Genomic DNA, 19,676 nt, shown 5'->3' with positions numbered 1-19,676 from the left:
GATGAGTTTGTTGGTATTATAGTAATTTAACGTCTCCGCCGACCTGCCGCTACACTAGGGTCGGCTGATTCCCCCACCCCGACACCATCCCGAAGGCCGTCATGAGCGAACTGCGCACCCTCTACCCCGCCATCGAACCCTTCGAGAGCGGGATGCTCGATGTCGGCGACGGGCACGCGATCTATTACGAGCGCGTCGGCACCAAGGGCGGCAAGCCCGCCGTGTTCCTGCATGGCGGGCCGGGCGCCGGCATCTCCCCGGATTATCGCCGGCTGTTCGATCCCGCGCGCTACGAGGTCGTGCTGTTCGACCAGCGGGGCTGCGGGCGCTCGACGCCCTATGCCGACCTCACCAACAACACGACCTGGCATCTCGTCGCCGATATCGAGCGGCTGCGGGAGAAATTCGGCTTCGCCACATGGCAGGTGTTCGGCGGCTCCTGGGGCTCGACGCTGGCGCTCGCCTACGCCGAGACGCACCCCGAGCGGGTCTCCGAACTCATCCTGCGCGGCATCTACACCGTCACCCGCCCGGAACTCGACTGGTACTACCGCTTCGGCGTCTCCGAAATGTTCCCCGACAAATGGGAACGCTTCCTCGCGCCGCTGAAGACCGACGCCGAGCGCGCCGACCCGATCCGCGCTTACCGCGCCTTGCTCACCAGCGAGGACGAGGCGGTGAAGATCGAGGCCGCCAAGGCCTGGGCGATCTGGGAGGGCGAGACCATCACGCTGCTGCCCAACCCCGCCTTCACCGCGCCCTGGCATGACGGGCATTTCGCGCTCGCCTTCTCGCGCATCGAGAACCACTATTTCTTCCACGATGCCTGGCTGGAGGACCGCCAGCTCCTCAACAATGCGCACAAGCTCGCCGGCATTCCCGGCGTCATCGTGCATGGCCGCTACGACATGCCCTGCCCCGCCCGCTACGCCTGGGAGCTGCACAAGGCCTGGCCGCAGGCCGAGTTCCACCTCATCGAGGGCGCCGGCCACGCCTATTGCGAGCCGGGCATCCTCGATCGGCTGATACGGGCGACGGACGGGTTTGGGGGGAGGTGAACACTTGACTTGCAACGTGATATAAATTCACTGAACATCAAATATGTAACGCTTTAAATATGGACTTTCCATGCCATTTTCCGAAGCACTGATCGATGTCGCAGTGAAGAGATATCAGCGAGAGCGCGATCGATACTCTAAGCTTGCAGAACGCGTTGCTGAAATTTGTAGAACAGACATATGCGAAGAGAACGCCATTCGCGCACAGGTCACATTCAGATCAAAAACCGTAAAATCATTTGAAGGGAAGTTGCGACGCTTTTCTTTGCAAGACACGCGAAACTACCAAACAGTCGATGAAATATTTGATAGCATCAGCGACTTAGCTGGAGTACGAGTGGCAACTTATAGATTTGAAGATTGCGCACTGGTAGAAAGCTTGTTAAAAAAATCATTTAGTGATGAAATTGAAAGATCGATAAGAACCGAAAATAAAGATAAAAATTTAACTAATTCTAATAATTTTTATCGATCAATACATTCACAAGTTTATTTGCCAGATGATGAATTGATTGGAATTTACGATAACTTGGATGATATTAGTTGCGAAATACAAATATGCACAATGATATCCCACGTATGGAATGAGATCGAGCACGATATTGTTTACAAGCCAACAATTGGCAGTCCATCTGAAGATGAAAGATTTTTATTGCGCGCACTCGGACAAAATGTTCGTTTAGGAGACGAATTCATATCGCGTCTTATTTCAGCTTTTGAAAAGAGAACTGAACAAAATGAAGGCCCATTTGCAGACATACATGATTTTGTTACAAAATTGAAAGAAAACTTCCAAATAAACACGCCATCCCTGAACTCTGGACATTTATTTGATCAATTAAAAATAATGAATATTAATTCAATACAAAAGATAAAAGACTGCATTGGTTTTTTTGATGGAGATTTAATTCGTACAAAAATTGAAAGTTTTAATGATTATCTGAGAGAAACATCAAATGATCTTAAGATGTCTCCCGACACTTCAGACATTTTACTAATTCCATTGTTTAATGTTAAGCTTGCTGAAATAATAGAGAGTCACAAAGGGCGGGTTGGAAGAGGGCACGGCAGACCAAGTCGTCTCTATCGGTTGGCGCGAAGGTATCAAGACTATCAGAATCGAGGTGCGCAGATTAGAGCGTAGGAACGACCCAAGACCGTGGTGTGCAACCGAGCGCCCCTTGCATCCCGCTCCCATCTGCCCGATATAGGCGCCGGGAGGTTGGCGGTGGACGAGCCACTCGCCAACCGGGTCAGGTCCGGAAGGAAGCAGCCCCAACGAGCCCGGTCTCGGGTCTCTGTCCAGCCTCCCACCCTTTCCCGCAGGACGGATGAAGCGGCCATGGCGAGCGGCGAGCGTATCTCGGAGCGCCGCAATGGCCTTGGCGCGGCGCGCGGCGGCATCGCCGTGGTGCTGCTCACCGGCCTCGCCGCCGTGACACGGCTGCCGCATGACACCTTCCTCGACGGCGTGATCGTGACCGCCATCGCCGCGCTGTCGCTCGGCGGCGCCTATGCGCTGTGGCGGCTGTCCCGCCGCGCGTCCGTCAGTGGCTGAGCGCCGGCGCTCGCCAGCCCCACCGATTTTTCCCCACCCCGGCGCCGGCCCGGTTGCCCTATCGGCTCCCCGCGATGATATGAAGGGGCCAGCAGCGAGGGACCATGAGCGCGGACAGCCACGATCTTCCGGCAGCCGAAGACGTCGATGCCTCCCCCGGTTTCGATCTCGGCGAGGCCCCGCAGAGCGTGCGCGGCGCGGTGACGCCCTATCGCGTGCTCGCCCGCAAATACCGGCCGCAGACCTTCGCCGACTTGATCGGCCAGGAGGCGATGGTCCGCACGCTGAAGAACGCCTTCAGCTCGGGCCGCATCGCGCAGGCCTATATCCTCACGGGCGTGCGCGGCGTCGGCAAGACCACCACCGCCCGCATCCTGGCCCGGGCGCTGAATTACGAGCCGGCGGACGGTCCCGCCGGGGGGGGCGCTCCGACGCTCGACATGCCCGTGCTCGGCCGGCATTGCCGCGACATCATCGAAAGCCGGCATGTCGACGTGCAGGAGATGGACGCGGCGTCCAACACCGGCATTGGCGACATCCGCGAGATCATCGAGGCTGCCCGCTACAAGCCGGTGCTGGCGCGCTACAAGGTCTTCATCATCGACGAAGTGCACATGCTCTCCACCGCCGCCTTCAACGGCCTGTTGAAGACGTTGGAGGAGCCGCCCGAGCATGTGAAGTTCATCTTCGCCACCACGGAAATCCGCAAGGTGCCGGTGACCGTGCTCTCGCGCACGCAGCGCTTCGACCTGCGCCGTGTCGATGCCGGGACGATGGCGCGGCACCTGCGCGGCATCTGCGACGCGGAAGGCGTCGGCATTGATGTGGAGGCGCTGAGCCTCGTCGCCCGCGCGGCGGAAGGCTCGGTGCGCGACGCGCTCTCGCTGCTCGATCAGGCCATCGCCCATGCCGGCGGGTCCGTGCATGGCGAACAGGTGCGCTCCCTGCTCGGCCTCGCCGATCGCGGGCGGGTCATCGACCTGTTCGAGGCGCTGATGAAGGGCGATATCGGCCAGGCGCTGACCGAGCTGCGCGAGCAATATGACAGCGGCGCCGACCCGGCGGTGGTGCTGACCGACCTCGCCGAGTTCACCCATCTCGTCACCAAGCTGAAGATCCTGCCGCAGACGGCGGACGATCCCTCGCTGATCGAGGCCGAGCGCACGCGGGGGCGCGAGTTCGCCAATGGCCTGTCCATGCGGGTGCTCTCGCGGGCGTGGCAGATGCTCAATCGCGGCCTCGCCGAGGTGCAGCAGGCGGCCAAGCCCATGCAGGCGGCGGAAATGGTGCTGGTGCGCCTCGCCTATGCCAGCGACCTGCCGACCCCCGACGAGGCGCTGCGCCGCCTGCGCGACAGCGCGGACGATGCGCCCGCCCGCCCGCCCTCCGGTGGCGGCGGATCGTCGGGTGGGGGATCGTCGGGTGGTTCATCTTCCGGCGGCTCGGCGGCCACCGCCATGGCGGCCCCGCGCTTTGCCGCCCCGAGCGCCGCCCCAAGCGCCGCGCCATCCTCGGCGCCCGTGGCGGCGAGCCATCTGTCGGTTGCCGCGCGCGGCACGCCGCAGCCCGCAGGGCGGACGGAAGCCAAGCCCAGCGTCGGGGTCAACACCCTCGCCGATCTCGTGGTGCTCGCGACGCAGAAGCGCGACCTCAAGGCCAAGTTCGCGCTGGAGAACCAGGTGCGCCCGGTCTCCTTCGAGGACGGCAAGCTGGAATTCTCCCTCGCGCCGGGTGCCTCCATGGCGCTGGTGCAGGAGCTTCAGACCAAGATTTCCGACTGGACCGGCAAGCGCTGGCTGGTCGCGCTCTCCCGCGAGGAGGGTGAGGCGACGCTGGCCGAGCAGGCCAAGTCCGCCCGCGAAACGCTGCTCACCGATGTGCGCGCCGACCCGCTGGTAGCCGCCGTGCTCGCCCGCTTCCCCGGCGCCTCGGTGGTGGATGTGCGCACGCAGGTCGCCGATGAGGGCCCGCCGCCGGGCTCGCTCGACGATTACGAAATGATGGCCGCGCGCGACGATGCCGGCCCGGACGATGATCTGGATTTTTAAAGGGAGCCTCGCATGAAAGACCTTCTCGGCATGATGTCCAAGGTGAAGGAGATGCAGGCCCGCATGGAACAGATGCAGGCCGAACTGGAAAGCATCGAGGTGGACGGCGCCTCGGGCGGCGGCATGGTCACGGTGCGCCTCACCGCCAAGGGCGCGCTGAAGGCGATCCGCATCGACCCGAGCCTGCTTAATCCCGACGAGGCCGAGATTCTCGAAGACCTCATCGTCGCCGCCCACGCGGAAGCCCGCGCCAAGGGCGAGCGGCTGATCCAGGAGAAGACGCAGGCGCTCACCGCCGGCCTGCCGATCCCGCCCGGCATGAAGCTGTTCTGAGAAGCGCGCGCCGGCCAGGCCGGCGCCTCGCGATCATGATGTGAAGCGTCGGGACAAGCCGGCGCGTCAGCCGGCCTTGGCCCGCTCCACCAGCGCCATGACGGCGCTGGCGATCTCGCCGGCGCGGGGGGCGAGCGGGCCGTCGAGGCGGCCATAGAGCGCGAACACCGCCGGCTGCACCACGCAGCCCAGCGCCATGGCGGCGGTGAGCGTCGCGCCCTCGCCGGACAATCCCGCGCCGCGCATCAGGCGCGCCACCGCTTCCACCACATTGCCCTCCGGCGTGTCCGGCACGTAGCGCAGATGGTCGTGCTGGTGGATGAGCAGGTAGGCGAACAGCGCCGGCTCGGCATCGAACAGCCGGCAGGCGAGCCCCACCACCGTGGCGATCTTCTCCGCCAGCGTGCCACCGCCCGCATCGACCGCGCTGATGTCGCGGGCGAGCGTGGCGTAGCGGGACAGGAATAGCTCGCGCGCCAGTTCCTCCTTGGAGGGGAAGTGGCGGTAGAGCGCCCCTTCCGACAGGCCGGCCGCCTGCGCGATGTCGCGCACCGAAGTGCCGTCCACGCCCTTGGCCGCGAACAGAGCCAGCGCCTCCGCCTCAATCCGCGCGCGCGTCTCCGTCCCGTCCCGGCCGCGCCGGGGCGCGGTGGAGGCGGCTCGGGCCACGGGGCGCGCGGGGCGAAGGCTCATGCCGGGCCTCCAGCCCCGCCCGCCGTGACGTTGCGGGCGGCGATCATCTCCAGCGCCATGACGCGCGCCTTGGTGAAGTCCACCTTGCCGGTGCCGAGCAGCGGCAGGCTGTCCATGGGCAGGATCTCGGCCGGGATCATCAGCTCGGTCACGCCAATCTCGCGCCCGTGCGCCTGCAGGGCCGCGCGGGTGAGGTCGGTGGCGGTGGTGAGCAGGAGGATACGCTCGCCGCGCTTGGCGTCGGGAATGGCGACCGCGACATGCTCCGCATCCGGCCGCAGCGCGGCCACCATGGCGTCGATGGCAGCGAGCGAGATCATCTCGCCGGCGATCTTGGCGAAGCGCTTGACCCGGCCGCGAATGGCGACGAAGCCCTCCTCGTCCAGCGCGACGATGTCGCCGGTGTCGTACCAGCCCTCCTCCGGTGGCTCGAGGACGCCCGGCGCCTCGGCGCGGATATAGCCGAGCATGATGTTCGGCCCGCGCACGCGCAGCCGCCCGCCTTCCTCGATCCCCGTCATCGGCTCCAGCACATGCTCGATGCCCGGCAGCATCCGGCCCACCGTGCCGGCGCGGTTGAACATCGGCGTGTTCACCGCCAGCACCGGCGCGCATTCGGTCACGCCATAACCCTCCAGAATGCGGTGGCCGAACTTCTCCATCCACACACGCCGCGTCTCCGTCTTCACCGGCTCGGCGCCGGCCACCACGAAGCGCAGCGAGCGGAAATCATAGGGGTTGGCCGTGCGGGCATAGCCCATGAGGAAGGTGTCGGTGCCGACAATGGCGGTGGCGTTGGTGGCGTAGACCAGTTCCGGGATGATCCGGTAGTGCAGCGGCGAGGGGTAGAGATAGGTCTTGAGGCCCGACACCATCGGCAGGATCAGCCCGCCGGTGAGGCCGAAGGAATGGAACACCGGCAGCACGTTGAACATGATGTCGGCCGGCGAGAAGTCGATCCGCGCCGCCACCTGCGCCACATTGGTCAGGATGTTGCGGTGGGAGAGCACGACGCCCTTGGGACTGCCTTCCGAGCCCGAGGTGAACAGGATGAAGGCCGGCTCGTCCGGGTGGGCGGGCTTGGGGTCGGGCAGCGGCAGCAACGCCTTGAACTTGTCGGCGCCGGTGACCTGGGCGCGCAGATCCTCGGTGAGCAGCACGCGCACATGCTTCGACAGCTCGGCCACCTCCGCCTCCAGCCGCGCCTTGTCGATGAAGGCCTGGGAGGCGACGACGATCTTCACCTGAGCCGCCTTGCAGGCCGCGACGAGGTTCACGGCGCCGGCGGTGTAGTTCAGCATCACCGGCACGCGGCCATGGCGGGACAGGCCCATCAGCACGACGGCGATGCCCGCTGCGTTGGGCAGCAGCACGCCGACCTTCTCGCCACGTTCGGTGACCTCTGCCAGCTTGTCGCCGAGGATGCGCGCGCCGAGCACCAGCTTGCGGTAGGTGAGCGCGGTGCCGAGCGGATCTTCCACCACGAGGCGCCCCATGCCGAGCCGCTCGCCCGCCTCCTTCACCGCCTGATAGATGGTCTGGTCGGTGTGCGAGGTCTCGAAGATTAGGTCCGACATGATGTCGTAGAGCGCCGCGCCCGCCGCGCGCCGGCGCTTGCGGCCGAACAGCTCCGGGTCGAGCTCGATGCGCTGCGGCGGCAGGATGGTGACGCGCACCTTGGGGAACAGGCGCTTGCGCGTCTGGTCCGGGGTGAGGCGCGAGAAATAGGTCTGCTCCAGCCCCTCGATGCGCACCGGCACCACCGGCGCCTTCGCCTTGTCGGCCACCAGCGCCGAGCCGTCATAGATCTTCATGATCGAGCCGGTGACGGTGATGCGCCCCTCCGGGAAGATCACCAGCCGCTCGCCCTGCTGGACGAGGCGGATGAGGTCGCGCGTCGCCAGCGGGCGAGTGGGGTCGAGCGGGAAGGCGCGGACCAGCTTGAGGAACGGCTTGATCCACCACCGCTCGGCGATGCCCGCATCGACCGCGAAGATCGGGTCGTGGTCGAGCAGCGCCATGATGAGCGGCGCGTCGAGGAAGCTCACATGGTTGATGGCGATGACCGAGCCGGGCCCGGCGGCCTTCAGATGCTCGGCGCCCTTCACCTCCACGCGGAAGGCGACGCGGAAAACGAGGCGGATCAGGTCGCGCAGCACATGGCCGCGGAAGGCCCGCGCCGTCAGGAAGGCGGCGACGAGCGTCGTCACGCCGATAAGCGCCAGCAGCGCCGGCGCGCCGACGCCGGCGGCCTGAAGACCGGCGACCACCACCGCGCCCACCGTCATGAAGGCGGCGTTCAGCACGTTATTGCCGGCGATGACGCGGGCGCGGCGATCCTCGCCCGCTTCCGCCTGCACGAAGGCGAAGGTCGGCACCACGAAGGCGCCGCCCGCGGCGGCGAGGCCGACAAGTCCGAGCGCGGCCAGCAGGCCGACATCCGAGGTGAGGAAATCATACCAGCCGATCGGCTCGGCGGCGGGCGTCAGCGCGGCGAAATGCGCGCCGAGGAACAGCGCGAAGCCCGCCATGACGAAGCCGGCGAACGGCACCAGCGCCAGCAATATGCGCCCTTCGGAGAGCTTGGCCGCCAGCGTGGAGCCGATGGCAACGCCGACAGTGAACAGCAGCAGGAACAGCGTGACGACGCCTTCCGTGCCGCCGACATCTTCCTTCACCAGCGTCGGCAGCAGCGCCAGCACCACAGCGCCGACCAGCCAGAACCAGGAGACGATGAGCGTGCCGCGCCAGATGGCGGGGGTGGCGCGCAGCTCGGAAATCAGCGCCACCGTGCTGCGCCAGATGTTGGCGTCGATCTTGAGATCGGGCGCGCCTTCCGCCGTGTGCGGAATGGCCCGCGCGCTCAGCCAGCAGATCACCGCGAAGACGAAGGTGAAGCCGGCCACCGCCCAGTCATGCGTATGGGTGACGGCGATGGCGCCGCCGACCGTGCCGCCGAGAATGGCGGCGAAGGTCGCCATCTCCACCAGCGCATTGCCGGAGACCAGCTCATCGCGGGCGAGATGGTCGGGCAGGATGCCGTATTTCACCGGCCCGAACAGCGCGCTCAGCGTGCCCATCAGGAACAGGCCGATGAACAGCAGCGGCAGCGAGCCGAGCACGAAGCCGGAGGAGGCGACGAGCACGATCCAGATCTCGGCGAATTTCAGCCGGCGGGCGATCAGCGCCTTGTCGTAGCGGTCGGCCAGTTGCCCGCCGAGGCTGGAGAACAGGAAGAAGGGCAGGATGAACACGCCGCCCGCCAGCGTCACCAGCGCCCCGCCGGTCTCCGCCGTCGAGGCGAGGCCGTAGAGGATGAGGAGCGCCATGGCGTTCTTCACGAAATTGTCGTTGAAGGCGGAGAAGAACTGGCACCAGAAAAGCGGCGCGAAGCGCCGTGACGTCATCAGCCGGGTGAACAAGGCGGAGCCTCCCGCATTTTGTTAGTGAACGATCACTTACATAAAATGCACCCGAGCGTCAAGATGGCCCCGGCCCCCATGCCGGCCCGTGAGCACCCGCCCGCGCGCCCACACAACACCCCGCGTCTTGCCGGGTTGCGCCCCTTCCTCTAAACCGCGCCGATACTCTTGAAGGACGGTGCCATGGCCAAGGACAAGCCCAGCAAACTCAAGGCGCGGATGCCGCGCGGCTTTGCCGATCGCGGGCCGGCCGAGCTCGGCGCCACGCGCGCCATGCTGGAGACCATCCGCAAGGTCTATGAGCTCTACGGCTTCGAGGCGCTGGAAACTCCCTTCATCGAATACACCGACGCGCTCGGCAAATTCCTGCCCGATCAGGACCGGCCGAATGAGGGCGTGTTCTCCTTCCAGGACGATGACGAGCAGTGGCTGTCGCTGCGCTACGACCTGACCGCCCCGCTCGCCCGCCATGTGGCGGAGAATTTCGACAAGCTGCCCAAACCCTTCCGCTCCTACCGGGCCGGCTGGGTGTTCCGCAACGAGAAGCCCGGCCCCGGCCGCTTCCGCCAGTTCATGCAGTTCGACGCCGACACGGTGGGCGCCCCCACCGTCGCGGCGGATGCCGAGATCTGCATGATGATGGCCGACACGCTGGAAGCGCTGGGCCTCAAGGGCCAGTTCGTCATCAAGGTCAATAACCGCAAAGTGCTGGACGGCGTGCTGGAGGCCATCGGCCTCGGCGGCGAGGAAAATGCCGGCCGCCGCCTCACCGTGCTGCGCGCCATCGACAAGTTTGACAAGGTCGGCATTGACGGCGTGCGCGACCTGCTCGGCCCCGGCCGCTGGGAGAACCCCGAGGCCAAGAGCGGGGATTTCACCAAGGGCGCGGGGCTGGATGAGGGGCAGACGCAGGTTGTCCTGTCCATGCTCACCCCCGGCGGTGGCGAATTTGTTCCGGCCAGCGCGACCTATCTCGACGGACGCCGCGAACTGGACGAGATCGAGGCGCTGGTGAACGGAGCCGGCTATCAAGAGCGAATCCGCATCGACCCCTCCGTCGTCCGCGGCCTTGAATATTACACCGGCCCGGTCTTCGAGGCCGAGCTGACCTTTACCGTCTCGGACGAGAAGGGCCGCCCGGTGCGCTTTGGCTCGGTCGGCGGCGGCGGGCGCTATGACGGGCTGGTCGGCCGCTTCCGCGGCGAGGCGGTGCCAGCGACCGGTTTCTCCATCGGCGTCTCGCGCCTCGCTTCCGCGCTCTCCTATCTGAAAACGGAAGCCAAACCCGAGTTCGGCCCGGTCGTGGTGGTGGTCATGGATCGCGACCAGACGGCCCATTATATGGGCCTCGTGGCGCAGTTGCGTAACAGCGGCATCCGCGCCGAGATGTATCTCGGCAACCCGAAGAATCTCGGCAACCAGTTCAAATATGCCGACCGGCGCAACTCGCCCTGCGTGGTCATCCAGGGCTCAGACGAGCGGGCCGCCGGCACGGTGCAGATCAAGGATCTGATCGAGGGCGCCAAGGCCGCCGCCGCCATCACCGACAATGCGGAATGGCGCGAGAGCCGCCCGGCGCAGTTTTCCTGTGCCGAGGCCGAACTGGTGGCCAAGGTGATCGAGGTGCTCGACCATCACGGCGTGCCGCACGGCGCGGCGCTGGGCTAAAGGGGCGGGCCATGGCGCTGTTCCCGCTCAGCTCCCGCGCCACCAGCGCGCTCGCCGGCGGCTTGGGCGCCGGCGCCGGCTTCCTCGCCACCGCCTCGCTCGAAGCGCGCTACCCCGCGATCGCGGAGAGCTTCGCGCTCTACGCGATCCTGATGTTCCTCGCCTCGTTCTTCTTTATCTCGGTGTTCCTCGACGTCCTCAACCGGCTGAACGCCCGACGGCGGGGCGAGTAGGCGGGGCGAGTAGGTGGCGCGTCTCAGAAGCCGTGCAGCGGCCCCTCGACGGAGATCTCCACCCCCTCCAGCGTGCCCTTGCGGTGCGGCGCGGCGGGCGGAGCGAGATGCGGCTCCACATCCGCCTTGAAGGCCTTCAGCGCGTCGCGCTGCGCGGCAATGCTGCGCGCCTCCAGCCGCAGGCGGAAATCGGCGGGGTTGAGACCATGGGCCTCGAACCAGCTGGAGAGCTCTTTGATGGCGCCTTTCATGATGAACCGTCCTCATGGGAAATGCGTGCGGCGGTGAGATAGGCGCCACCTCGGGGCGTTGCCAGAGGGACGAGGTCCGCGTTCCCGCTACGGCCGGCGGCAAGCGGGACGGCCGGGAAAGGCGCGGCCCGCGGGCACGCAACCTCGGAAGCGACGCTGCCTCCCCCGGCACAGCGTCAGGACCGGGCTTGACCCGGCCATCCACGACTTCCTCGTCGCGCCCGGCCCAAGTCGTGGATCCCCGGGCCAAGCCCGGGGATGACGGCGTAAGGGTGGGAGCCGCGTGAGCGAAGGCGGCACGCGATCCCGGATCGGCCTTTGGCCGTCCGGGATGACGGCTATAGGTTGCCGCCATCCCCCATCCCATCGTCATCCCGGCCGCAGCGTAGCGGAGAGCCGGGATCGCGGGCCGATGGGGCTCATCGGGCGCATCATCACCACCTGCACAGCGTCATGGCCGGGCTTGACCCGGCCATCCACGACTTGCCGCTGTCGCGCCCGGCCCAAGTCGTGGATCCCCGGCCCAAGCCCGGGGATGACGGCGTGAGGGTGGGGACCGCGTGAGCGAAGGCGGCACGCGATCCCGGATCGGCCTTTGGCCGTCCGGGATGACGGCTATAGGTTGCCGCCATCCCCCATCCCATCGTCATCCCGGCCGCAGCGTAGCGGAGAGCCGGGATCGCGGGCCGAAGGGGCTCATAGAGCGCATCATCACCACCTGCACGGCGTCATGGCCGGGCTTGACCCGGCCATCCACGACTTGCCTCTCGTGGCGCCCGACCGAAGTCGTGGATCCCCGGGCCAAGCCCGGGGATGACGGCGTGAGGGCGGGAACCGCGTGATCAAGTCGGAGCGCGATCCCGGCTCGGCCTTTGGCCGTCCGGGATGACGGAAACAGAGACGACGGCAAACAAGGCTTGTAGGAAAAAAAACCTAGACATTCACCCCAATCTCCGTCATCCTACCCGTACCTGTCCCCACCGAGGGGTGCGTCCGGAGCGTCCGGAGCGTCCGGAGCGTCCGGAGCGTCCGGAGCGGCCGGCGTGGGGGATGGGGGCGGTGGCGGCGTCGGCGGGCTTAACGCACCCGAAGGCGTCGCGGCCCAAGTCGGGTGTTCCCGTGCGGCGTAGCGCCGTTCACGGGCGGGATGCTACGCGCCTTCAAGCGCGTGGGCGCCGCCTTCAGTGGAGGATAACAAGTCTGACTCCTCCAGGGGCCATTCGGAGCAAGCCATAAAACACCGCGTGCGGGGCGCCGGGAGCGGCGCGTCGGTTGGCTGAGTGAAGGCTTGCACCACCTTTTAAAACAAAGGTGCAGGCGGCCGCCGTTGGCGTCCGCCCCGGTGCCCCGCGCGCCCTTCTTTGGGCTGTCGGTGCCTGACGCAGAACCCCGGCCGCGACGCGGCGCGGGGGTTTTGGTGTGGGCGGAGGGAGGGGCGGTTTTGGTGCGGGTGCGTTTGCGGGACCGACTGGCGGCACGCGATCCCGGCTCGGCCTTCGGCCGTCCGGGATGACGCTTCACAAAGGGGCCGGCGTCACGGGGGGCGGCATCCCGGCCCCGGACGTGAGCCGGGGGACGGCTTCCATTCAACTCTGGCGCGGCGCCCTACACCCTCACGCCGTCATGGCCGGGCTTGGCCCGGCCATCCACGACTTCCCGCCGCTGCGCCGGCCCAAAGTCGTGGATCCCCGGGCCAAGCCCGGGGATGACGGCGTGAGGGGTGGGAGGCCGCCCGAACGAGGCGCCCCCCGATCCCGGATCGGCCTTCGGCCGTCCGGGATGACGGTGGGAGGAATGGGGAACGCCCCCGTGCGGCAACCATGTCATGTGCCGTGCATGGACCGGGCCCGCCCCCTTTGCTAGAAGCGCGCGGCGCGCCCGCCGGGCGCTCCTCGACTGATCGCAGCGGACCAGAGCCCCATGCCCGCCGAAATGAGCCACGCCGACGACTTGCTCGCGCTCTATGCGCGGGCCGGATTCGCGCGTGTCGAGCCGCCGGTGCTCCAGCCGGCCGACGCCTTTCTCGACCTCTCCGGCGAGGAAATGCGGCGGACCATGTTCATCACCACCGACCCGGAGGGGCGCGAGCTCTGCCTGCGGCCGGACCTCACTTTGCCCGTGTGCCGCCTCTACATCGCCGACGGTGCCGCCCAGCCGCGCGATTTCGCCTATCTCGGCCCGGTGTTCCGCTCGGATGTGGCGCAGGGCGAGCTGTTGCAGGCGGGTGTGGAATCCTTCGGCCGCACGGATCGCGAAGCCGCCGATGCCGAGCTTCTGGCGCTGGGGCTGGAGACGGCCGCGCTCTGGGGCGTGATCGACCCGACCATCCGCCTCGGCGATGCCGGGCTGTTCGCCGCCCTGCTCGACGCGCTTGACCTGCCGCCCGGCTGGCGGCGCCGGCTGATGAAGGATTTCGCCCGCTCCGGCGATCTGCGCGCCGATCTCGAGGCGCTGAAGCAGCGCCCGGAAGCCGGCGGCGTTTCCGCCCATGCCGGCGTGCTCTCGGCGCTGGCCGGCTCCGACCCCGCCGCCGCCCGCGCGCTGGTGGCGGACCTGCTGTCCATCGCCGGCATCACCACGGTGGCCGGCCGCACCGTCTCAGAAATCGCCGAGCGCTTCCTGGAGCAGGCCGCCCCCGGTGACGCGGAGGGGCTGGCGCCCGAGAAGGTCGCGGTGCTCGAGCGCTATCTCGCCATTCAGGGCAATCCCGACGCCGCCGCCGGCGCGCTGCGGGCGCTGGCCGACGAGGCGGGGCTGGACCTTGCCGCCGCGCTCGACAGCTTCGAGAGCCGCACCAATTTCATCGCCGCGCAGGGCATCGAGCCCGAGCGCCTGTCCTTCGCCGCCGCCTTCGGCCGGCCGCTCGACTATTACAGCGGCATGGTGTTCGAGCTGCACGAGAATGGAAACGGCGCGCCACTGGTCGCCGGCGGGCGCTATGACGGGCTGCTCGCCCGGCTCGGCGCGCCGGAGCCCGTGCCGGCGGTCGGTTTCGCCGTCTGGCTCGACCGCCTCGACGCCGTGGAGGCGCGCCAATGACATCGCCCCTTATCGTCGCCGTTCCCTCCAAGGGCCGGCTGCAGGAAAACGCCACCGGCTTCTTCGGCCGCGCCGGCATGACGCTGAACCAGTCGCGCGGGGCGCGCGACTATCGCGGCACGCTATCGGGCGTCGAGGGGGTGGAGGTCGCCTATCTCTCCGCCTCCGAGATCGCCAGCCAGCTCGCGGCGGGCGCCGTGCATCTCGGCGTCACCGGCGAGGATCTGGTGCGCGAGAGCATTCCCGACGCCGATTCCAAGGTGCTGCTGGTGGAGGGCCTCGGCTTCGGCCACGCCAATGTCGTGGTGGCGGTGCCGCAGGCCTGGATCGACGTGCGCACCATGCGCGACCTCGACGATGTGGCGACGCATTTCCACGCCAGCCGTGGCCGGCGCATGCGGGTGGCGACCAAATATCTCACCCTCACCCGCGCCTTCTTCGCCCGGCACGGCATCGTCGATTACCGCATCGTCGAAAGCCTGGGCGCCACCGAAGGCACGCCGGCGGCCGGCACGGCGGAGCTGATCGTCGACATCACCACCACCGGCTCGACGCTGGCGGCGAACGCGCTGAAGGTGGTGGATGACGGGGTGATCCTGCGCTCCGAGGCCAATCTGGTTGCCTCGCTCTCGGCCGACTGGAACGCGGGCGCGCGGGCGGCGGCGCGGGCGCTGCTCGACCGGGTGACGGCGGCAAAGCGCGCGGCCACCATGCGCGAGGTGAAGACGCGCTTCACCGCCTGCGACAGCGTGGTGGTGAGCGAGGCGGTGCGCCGCTTCCGCTGCACCGCGCCCTTCGGCGCGCCGACCTCGTCCGGCATGGTTACGCTGCACTGCCCGCCCGACACGCTGCACGGCCTCGCCGTGTTCCTGCGCGAGAAGGGGGCGTCGACGGTATCAGTCGGCCCGCTCGACTATGTCTTCGCGGCCGAAAACCCGCTCTACGCGAAGCTGGAAGCGCGGATCGGCTGACGGAACGGCGGGAGCACACGTCCCGCCTGTCGTGAACCGTCTCACGGCGTCATGGCCGGGCTTGGCCCGGCCATCCACGACTTCCCGACTGTCGCGCCCAGCCAAAGTCGTGGATCCCCGGGCCAAGCCCGGGGATGACGTCGCTCATGACAGTGCTCACGGGGCATGCGATCCCGGATCGGCCTCCGGCCGTCCGGGATGACGCAGACGGCGCGTCAGCCCTGCGCGGCCTGCGCGTCGGTCGTGGCGTCCAGCGCGGCGAAGGCGGGGGCTTCGCCGAGCGCGTGGCCGAACAGGACGAGGCAGGGGCCGGTGGCGCCGTCGGCAACCGCCTGCTCAAGCGCCCCGGCCAGCGTGCCCACCGTCGCCGGCACCTGCCGCTCCTGCGGGCGGGTGGCGGCGAAGATGGCGATGGCCGGCGTCGCCGGATCGAGCCCGGCCGCCATGGCCTTGGCCGCGAGTTCCCCCCAGGTGCGCTGGGGCATGTAGACCACCGTGGTCGCGGCCGGGTCCGCCAGCGCGCCCCAGTCGAGATCGCGCGGCAGCTTGCCGTCGCGCGCATGGGCGGTGACGAATTGCAGCCGGCGGGCATGGTCGCGATGGGTGAGCGAGGTGGCGAGCCGGCTCGCAGCGCCCTGCGCGGCGGTGATGCCGGGCACCACCTCGACCGGCAGGCCGGCCTTGCGGGCCTCCGTGATCTCCTCGCCGGCGCGCCCGAACACCATCGGGTCGCCGCCCTTGAGGCGGACCACGCGCTTGCCTTGCTTCGCCAGCGCCACCATCAGCGCATTGATGTCGTCCTGCTTGCAGGAGGGCTTGTAGCCGGTCTTGCCGACCAGCATCTTGCGCGCCTCGCGCCGGGCGACATCCAGCACCGCCGGGGCGACGAGATCGTCATAGAGCACGACATCGGCCGATTGCAGCACGCGGACGGCCTTCAGCGTCAGCAGCTCCGGGTCGCCCGGCCCGGCGCCGACCAGCGCGACCGAGCCGCGCGGGGAATCGCTGCGCCCGGTCTGCGCGTCAGCAAGCAGTTCCGCCTTGAGCGCCTCGGAGGGCTCCTCCTCGGGCGCTTCCAGCGCCGCGCCGGTGAAACGCTCCCAGAAGCGGCGGCGGCCCTGATAGGACAGCTCCAGCGCCTGCACCGCCGGGCGCCACTGGCGCGCCGCCTCGGCCCAGCGCTTGAAGCCCTGCGGGATCACCGCCTCGATCTTGGCACGCACCGCCTGGCCGAACACCGGGGCGGCACCGTCGGTGGAGATGCCGACCACCAGCGGCGAGCGGTTGACGATGGCGCCGAAGGCGAAATCGCAATAGGCGGGCTTGTCGACCACGTTCACCGGCACCCCGGCGGCCTGCGCGGCGGCGCGGAAGCGGGCGCAGTCGTCCTCTTCCTCCAGCGCGCCGATGGCGAGCGCCGCGCCGGCCAGATCGTCCGGCGCCCAGTCGCGGGCGATGAGCGTGATCGCGCCGGCGGGCGGGGCGCTGGCCAGCGCGTGCAGATCCTCGCAGAACTCGGCGGCATAGACGAGAAGGTCGGCGCCGGCGGCGGCGAGCAGTTCGGCCTTCCAGGCGGCAGCTTCCGAGCCGCCGGCCAGCACGACGCGCCGCCCCTCCAGCGTGAAGAACACCGGCAGGCGCGCCAGCGGCGCCATGCGCGCCCCATTCGGGGCGGCGCGGCGGGACGGGGCGGGCGGCGGCGTATCGGTGCTCATGGCGGGTCGGTCGGGCTCGCGTAGGGAATGGCGCTTATTACACAGACTTTACGTCCATTGAAATCAATAAACGTGTATCGTCCGGTAAATTCAGTGCCCCTTTTCCGACAGCCGGTCGGTCCAGGCCAGCACCACGCCGGAGACGACGAACACCATGTGGATGATGACCAGCCACATGAGCTGCTTCTCGTCCACGCCCTTGTCGAGATTCATGAAGGCCTTGAGCAGGGCAATGGCGGAGATGGCGACGATGGAGGCGAGCAGCTTCTGCTTCAGCCCGGCAAAGTCCACCTTGGTCATCCATTCCGGCCAGTTTTCATGGCCCTCGGCATCAATGCGCGAGACGAAATTCTCATAACCCGAGAAGATCACGATGATGACCAGGCTGCCAGTGAAGGTGAGGTCGATCAGCGCGAGCAGGCCGAGGATGATGTCGGCCTCATCCGAGGCATAGGCATGGGTGACAAAGTGGAACAGCTCATGGCCGAACTTGAACAGCAGCACCAGCAGCGCAATGACAAGCCCGATATAGAACGGCGCCATGATCCAGCGGCTGATGAAGATGAAGCGTTCGATAAGCTTCTGCATGGGGCGGGTCCACTCCCTTTCGCGACTGCGAAGGGGTGACACGGCGCCCGCCCGGCGGCAAGGCCCCTAGGCGAACGCCGGCCTTCCATCGGGCCGGCGCCGCGTCTCGGAGCCCCGCGCTCAGCGCGGCGGCATCTTCTGGTAGGTGTTCTTCAGGTCGTCCTGAACCACCGTTGCCGTGCCGCTGGCGGTGAGCAGCAGGTCGGCGTCGGGCGTGCGCGTGCCATAGCTCCAGCCGGCGGGCAGCTTCAGCTTGGCGCCAAGCGCCGGCAAGTCGGCATAGGTGAGCGCCGGGTCGACGATCTGGGCGTAGGACTGCATCACATAGACCGCCCCGTCCGGCGCGGTGAGGGTGAAGACCGGCTTGCCGGCATCGAAGCGGTAGGTGGTGTCGCGCTCTATGGTTTGCTCGGTATAGGCCGGCCCCATCACCTGATGCAGGGACAGGCCCACCTCGGCGCGCTTGGCCAGCGTGATGCCGCCGATTGTGATGACCTCGCCGGTCTTGGTGGCACCGGTGGCGCTGATGCCGTCCATGATGAAATGGCGCGGCCCGTTCATCACCACGGCGAGCGTATCGAACTGGCGGAACAGCTGGAGACGGGTGAGCGCCTCCCATTTGTCGGCCGGGCAGTCGTCGAAGCCGAGCGTGTTGTAGACCGAGGCGCGCAGCCCCTCGCGGGTCACATGAACCGGCACGATCTCGCAATAGCGCGCATCGCGCAGCGTCGCGGGTAGTTGCGGCACCGGCGGCGCGGGCGACTGGGCCTGTACGCTCGGCACGGCGAAGGGGAGCGCCGCCACGAGGGCGGCGAGGAAGAAGCGGGGTGTCAGGCGGGCGGTCACGGCGGTCCCTCGCGGGTGGCTACGATGGCCCGAGACTACGTCCGCCGCCCCGCCCGGCGGAAGGTGCCGCCGGCGATGCGATCAACAATCGACACCCCCACACGGGAAGATCGGGCGGCGGGTACGCCCCCGCCCGCAGGCTTCAGGCGGTGACGCCGGTGCCGATCGGGCAGGAGACGCCGGTGCCGCTGAGCGCGCAATAGCCGTTCGGGTTCTTGGCGAGGTACTGCTGGTGGTACTCCTCGGCGAAATAGAACACCGGCGCCTCGACGATCTCGGTGGTGATCGGCGGGTAGCCATTGGCCTTCAGCGCCACGTCATAGGCGGCGCGGCTCGCCTCGGCGGCGGCCTTCTGCGCGGGCGAGGTAGCGTAGATGCCCGAGCGGTAGGTGGTGCCGACATCATTGCCCTGGCGCATGCCCTGCGTCGGGTCGTGGATCTCCCAGAACAGCTTGAGAAGCTGCTCATAGCTCACCTGCGCGGGATCGAAGACCACCAGCACCGCCTCGGCATGGCCGGTGAGGCCGGTGCAGGTCTCCTCATAGGTCGGGTTCGGGGTGATGCCGTTGATGTAGCCGACGGCGGTGACCCAGACGCCGGGCGTCTGCCAGAACTTGCGCTCGGCGCCCCAGAAGCAGCCGAGGCCAAAGATCGCGGTCTCCAGACCCTCGGGATAGGGCCCCTTGAGCGGGCGCTTGTTGACGAAATGGTGGGTGGCGGTGGGAAGCGGGCGCGACCGGCCGGGCAGCGCCTCGGCGGGGGTCGGCATTTCGGGACTCTTCTTGAAGAAGAACATGGCGCGTCCTCGCGTTGGATGGCGCCAATGTAAGTATCGCGAGCGATTTTTGCGAGGGTCGAGGCCGCGCGACCCCCTCGCGAACCGCGTCAGTCGGCGCGCGGACGGCCCAGCAGCATGAGCACGAGGCCGATCACCGCCAGCACGAGAAAGAGCGGGGCCTGAAGGATCGGCGCGACCACCAGATCCCATGTGCCCGCCGGCAGCCTGTCGCCGATCCATTGCTGGAAGGCGGCGAGGCTCTCCTCATGGGTGGCGAGCCAGGTGACGCCGAGCGGGGTGGCGACCAGCTCGGCCGAGGCGATGGAGCGCACCCCGTCCAGCACCAGCGCGACGAAGCCGCCGGCCATCAGCCAGATGCCGAGAAAGCGCAGCAGGAAGCGGATCATGCGCAGCACGTCGACCTCATCGCCCCAGAGCCCCGCGCACCCATATGCGCGCCGCCCCCTCTTAGACG

17 protein-coding genes and 1 other RNA gene are annotated in these 19,676 nt (G+C 67.6%); 10 read left to right on the top strand and 8 right to left on the bottom strand.

Annotated features, from left to right (window positions below; all coding sequences use genetic code 11):
- The first annotated feature begins 101 nt into the window (after positions 1 to 101).
- The 6 genes from pip (at position 102) to AncyloWKF20_RS19845 (ending at position 4,997) form a co-directional block, all read left to right on the top strand.
- Positions 102 to 1,058 (top strand): prolyl aminopeptidase, encoded by a 957-nt coding sequence (gene pip / locus AncyloWKF20_RS19870; RefSeq protein WP_279315670.1) that lies wholly within the window; start codon positions 102 to 104, stop codon positions 1,056 to 1,058.
- 70 nt (positions 1,059 to 1,128) lie between these two features.
- Entirely contained in the window at positions 1,129 to 2,202 is a 1,074-nt protein-coding gene (locus AncyloWKF20_RS19865) for a hypothetical protein (RefSeq protein ID WP_279315669.1), read from the top strand.
- 72 nt (positions 2,203 to 2,274) lie between these two features.
- Positions 2,275 to 2,373, top strand: an RNA gene (gene ffs, locus AncyloWKF20_RS19860) — signal recognition particle sRNA small type.
- A 27-nt stretch (positions 2,374 to 2,400) separates the two neighbouring features.
- Positions 2,401 to 2,616, top strand: a complete 216-nt coding sequence (locus tag AncyloWKF20_RS19855; RefSeq protein ID WP_279315668.1) for a hypothetical protein — start codon at positions 2,401 to 2,403, stop codon at positions 2,614 to 2,616.
- A 104-nt stretch (positions 2,617 to 2,720) separates the two neighbouring features.
- Entirely contained in the window at positions 2,721 to 4,664 is a 1,944-nt protein-coding gene (locus AncyloWKF20_RS19850) for a DNA polymerase III subunit gamma/tau (protein ID WP_279315667.1), read from the top strand.
- Between the two features lie 12 nt (positions 4,665 to 4,676).
- Positions 4,677 to 4,997 (top strand): YbaB/EbfC family nucleoid-associated protein, encoded by a 321-nt coding sequence (locus tag AncyloWKF20_RS19845; RefSeq protein WP_279315666.1) that lies wholly within the window; start codon positions 4,677 to 4,679, stop codon positions 4,995 to 4,997.
- A 66-nt stretch (positions 4,998 to 5,063) separates the two neighbouring features.
- Here the strand turns inward: AncyloWKF20_RS19845 and AncyloWKF20_RS19840 are convergent, their stop codons facing one another.
- Positions 5,064 to 5,690: a TetR/AcrR family transcriptional regulator gene (locus AncyloWKF20_RS19840; protein ID WP_279315665.1), complete on the bottom strand. Its 627-nt coding sequence runs from the start codon at positions 5,688 to 5,690 to the stop codon at positions 5,064 to 5,066.
- Positions 5,687 to 9,112: an acyl-[ACP]--phospholipid O-acyltransferase gene (locus AncyloWKF20_RS19835; RefSeq protein WP_279315664.1), complete on the bottom strand. Its 3,426-nt coding sequence runs from the start codon at positions 9,110 to 9,112 to the stop codon at positions 5,687 to 5,689. Before AncyloWKF20_RS19835 ends, AncyloWKF20_RS19840 begins: the two co-directional genes overlap by 4 nt.
- A gap of 183 nt (positions 9,113 to 9,295) precedes the next feature.
- Between AncyloWKF20_RS19835 and hisS the strand changes: the two genes are divergently transcribed.
- Together hisS and AncyloWKF20_RS19825 are read left to right on the top strand one after the other, a co-directional pair.
- Positions 9,296 to 10,780 carry a histidine--tRNA ligase gene (hisS, locus tag AncyloWKF20_RS19830; protein ID WP_279315663.1) on the top strand — a complete coding sequence of 495 codons (1,485 nt, stop codon included), beginning with the start codon at positions 9,296 to 9,298 and terminating at the stop codon, positions 10,778 to 10,780.
- A gap of 11 nt (positions 10,781 to 10,791) precedes the next feature.
- Positions 10,792 to 11,013: a hypothetical protein gene (locus AncyloWKF20_RS19825; RefSeq protein WP_279315662.1), complete on the top strand. Its 222-nt coding sequence runs from the start codon at positions 10,792 to 10,794 to the stop codon at positions 11,011 to 11,013.
- 23 nt (positions 11,014 to 11,036) lie between these two features.
- Here the strand turns inward: AncyloWKF20_RS19825 and AncyloWKF20_RS19820 are convergent, their stop codons facing one another.
- Positions 11,037 to 11,264 carry a hypothetical protein gene (locus tag AncyloWKF20_RS19820; protein ID WP_279315661.1) on the bottom strand — a complete coding sequence of 76 codons (228 nt, stop codon included), beginning with the start codon at positions 11,262 to 11,264 and terminating at the stop codon, positions 11,037 to 11,039.
- Between the two features lie 1,920 nt (positions 11,265 to 13,184).
- Here AncyloWKF20_RS19820 and AncyloWKF20_RS19815 point away from each other — a divergent pair.
- Together AncyloWKF20_RS19815 and hisG are read left to right on the top strand one after the other, a co-directional pair.
- Positions 13,185 to 14,303 (top strand): ATP phosphoribosyltransferase regulatory subunit, encoded by a 1,119-nt coding sequence (locus AncyloWKF20_RS19815; protein ID WP_279315660.1) that lies wholly within the window; start codon positions 13,185 to 13,187, stop codon positions 14,301 to 14,303.
- Positions 14,300 to 15,274, top strand: coding sequence for an ATP phosphoribosyltransferase (gene hisG / locus AncyloWKF20_RS19810; RefSeq protein ID WP_279315659.1), 975 nt, complete (start codon positions 14,300 to 14,302; stop codon positions 15,272 to 15,274). The genes AncyloWKF20_RS19815 and hisG overlap by 4 nt, the downstream gene beginning before the upstream one ends.
- A gap of 215 nt (positions 15,275 to 15,489) precedes the next feature.
- On the opposite strand, the gene cysG is transcribed toward hisG, so the two are convergent.
- From cysG to AncyloWKF20_RS19785, 5 genes are all read right to left on the bottom strand, one after another.
- Positions 15,490 to 16,989 carry a siroheme synthase CysG gene (gene cysG, locus AncyloWKF20_RS19805; RefSeq protein WP_279315658.1) on the bottom strand — a complete coding sequence of 500 codons (1,500 nt, stop codon included), beginning with the start codon at positions 16,987 to 16,989 and terminating at the stop codon, positions 15,490 to 15,492.
- Positions 16,990 to 17,079: 90 nt separating this feature from the next.
- Positions 17,080 to 17,577 (bottom strand): TIGR00645 family protein, encoded by a 498-nt coding sequence (locus tag AncyloWKF20_RS19800; RefSeq protein ID WP_279315657.1) that lies wholly within the window; start codon positions 17,575 to 17,577, stop codon positions 17,080 to 17,082.
- Between the two features lie 120 nt (positions 17,578 to 17,697).
- On the bottom strand, positions 17,698 to 18,423 hold the full coding sequence (locus AncyloWKF20_RS19795; protein ID WP_279315656.1) for a hypothetical protein: 726 nt from the start codon (positions 18,421 to 18,423) through the stop codon (positions 17,698 to 17,700).
- Between the two features lie 142 nt (positions 18,424 to 18,565).
- The gene (gene msrA, locus AncyloWKF20_RS19790; RefSeq protein ID WP_279315655.1) at positions 18,566 to 19,219 is read right to left on the bottom strand and encodes a peptide-methionine (S)-S-oxide reductase MsrA; all 654 of its coding nucleotides are present in this window, start codon (positions 19,217 to 19,219) and stop codon (positions 18,566 to 18,568) included.
- Between the two features lie 89 nt (positions 19,220 to 19,308).
- On the bottom strand, positions 19,309 to 19,608 hold the full coding sequence (locus AncyloWKF20_RS19785) for a hypothetical protein (protein WP_279318039.1): 300 nt from the start codon (positions 19,606 to 19,608) through the stop codon (positions 19,309 to 19,311).
- Positions 19,609 to 19,676 lie beyond the last annotated feature (68 nt).

Source organism: Ancylobacter sp. WKF20, from assembly GCF_029760895.1.
In the GTDB taxonomy this organism is placed as follows: domain Bacteria; phylum Pseudomonadota; class Alphaproteobacteria; order Rhizobiales; family Xanthobacteraceae; genus Ancylobacter.
The sequence above is the reverse complement of the archived record's forward strand: the minus strand, read 5'-3'. Positions and strand labels throughout refer to the sequence as shown.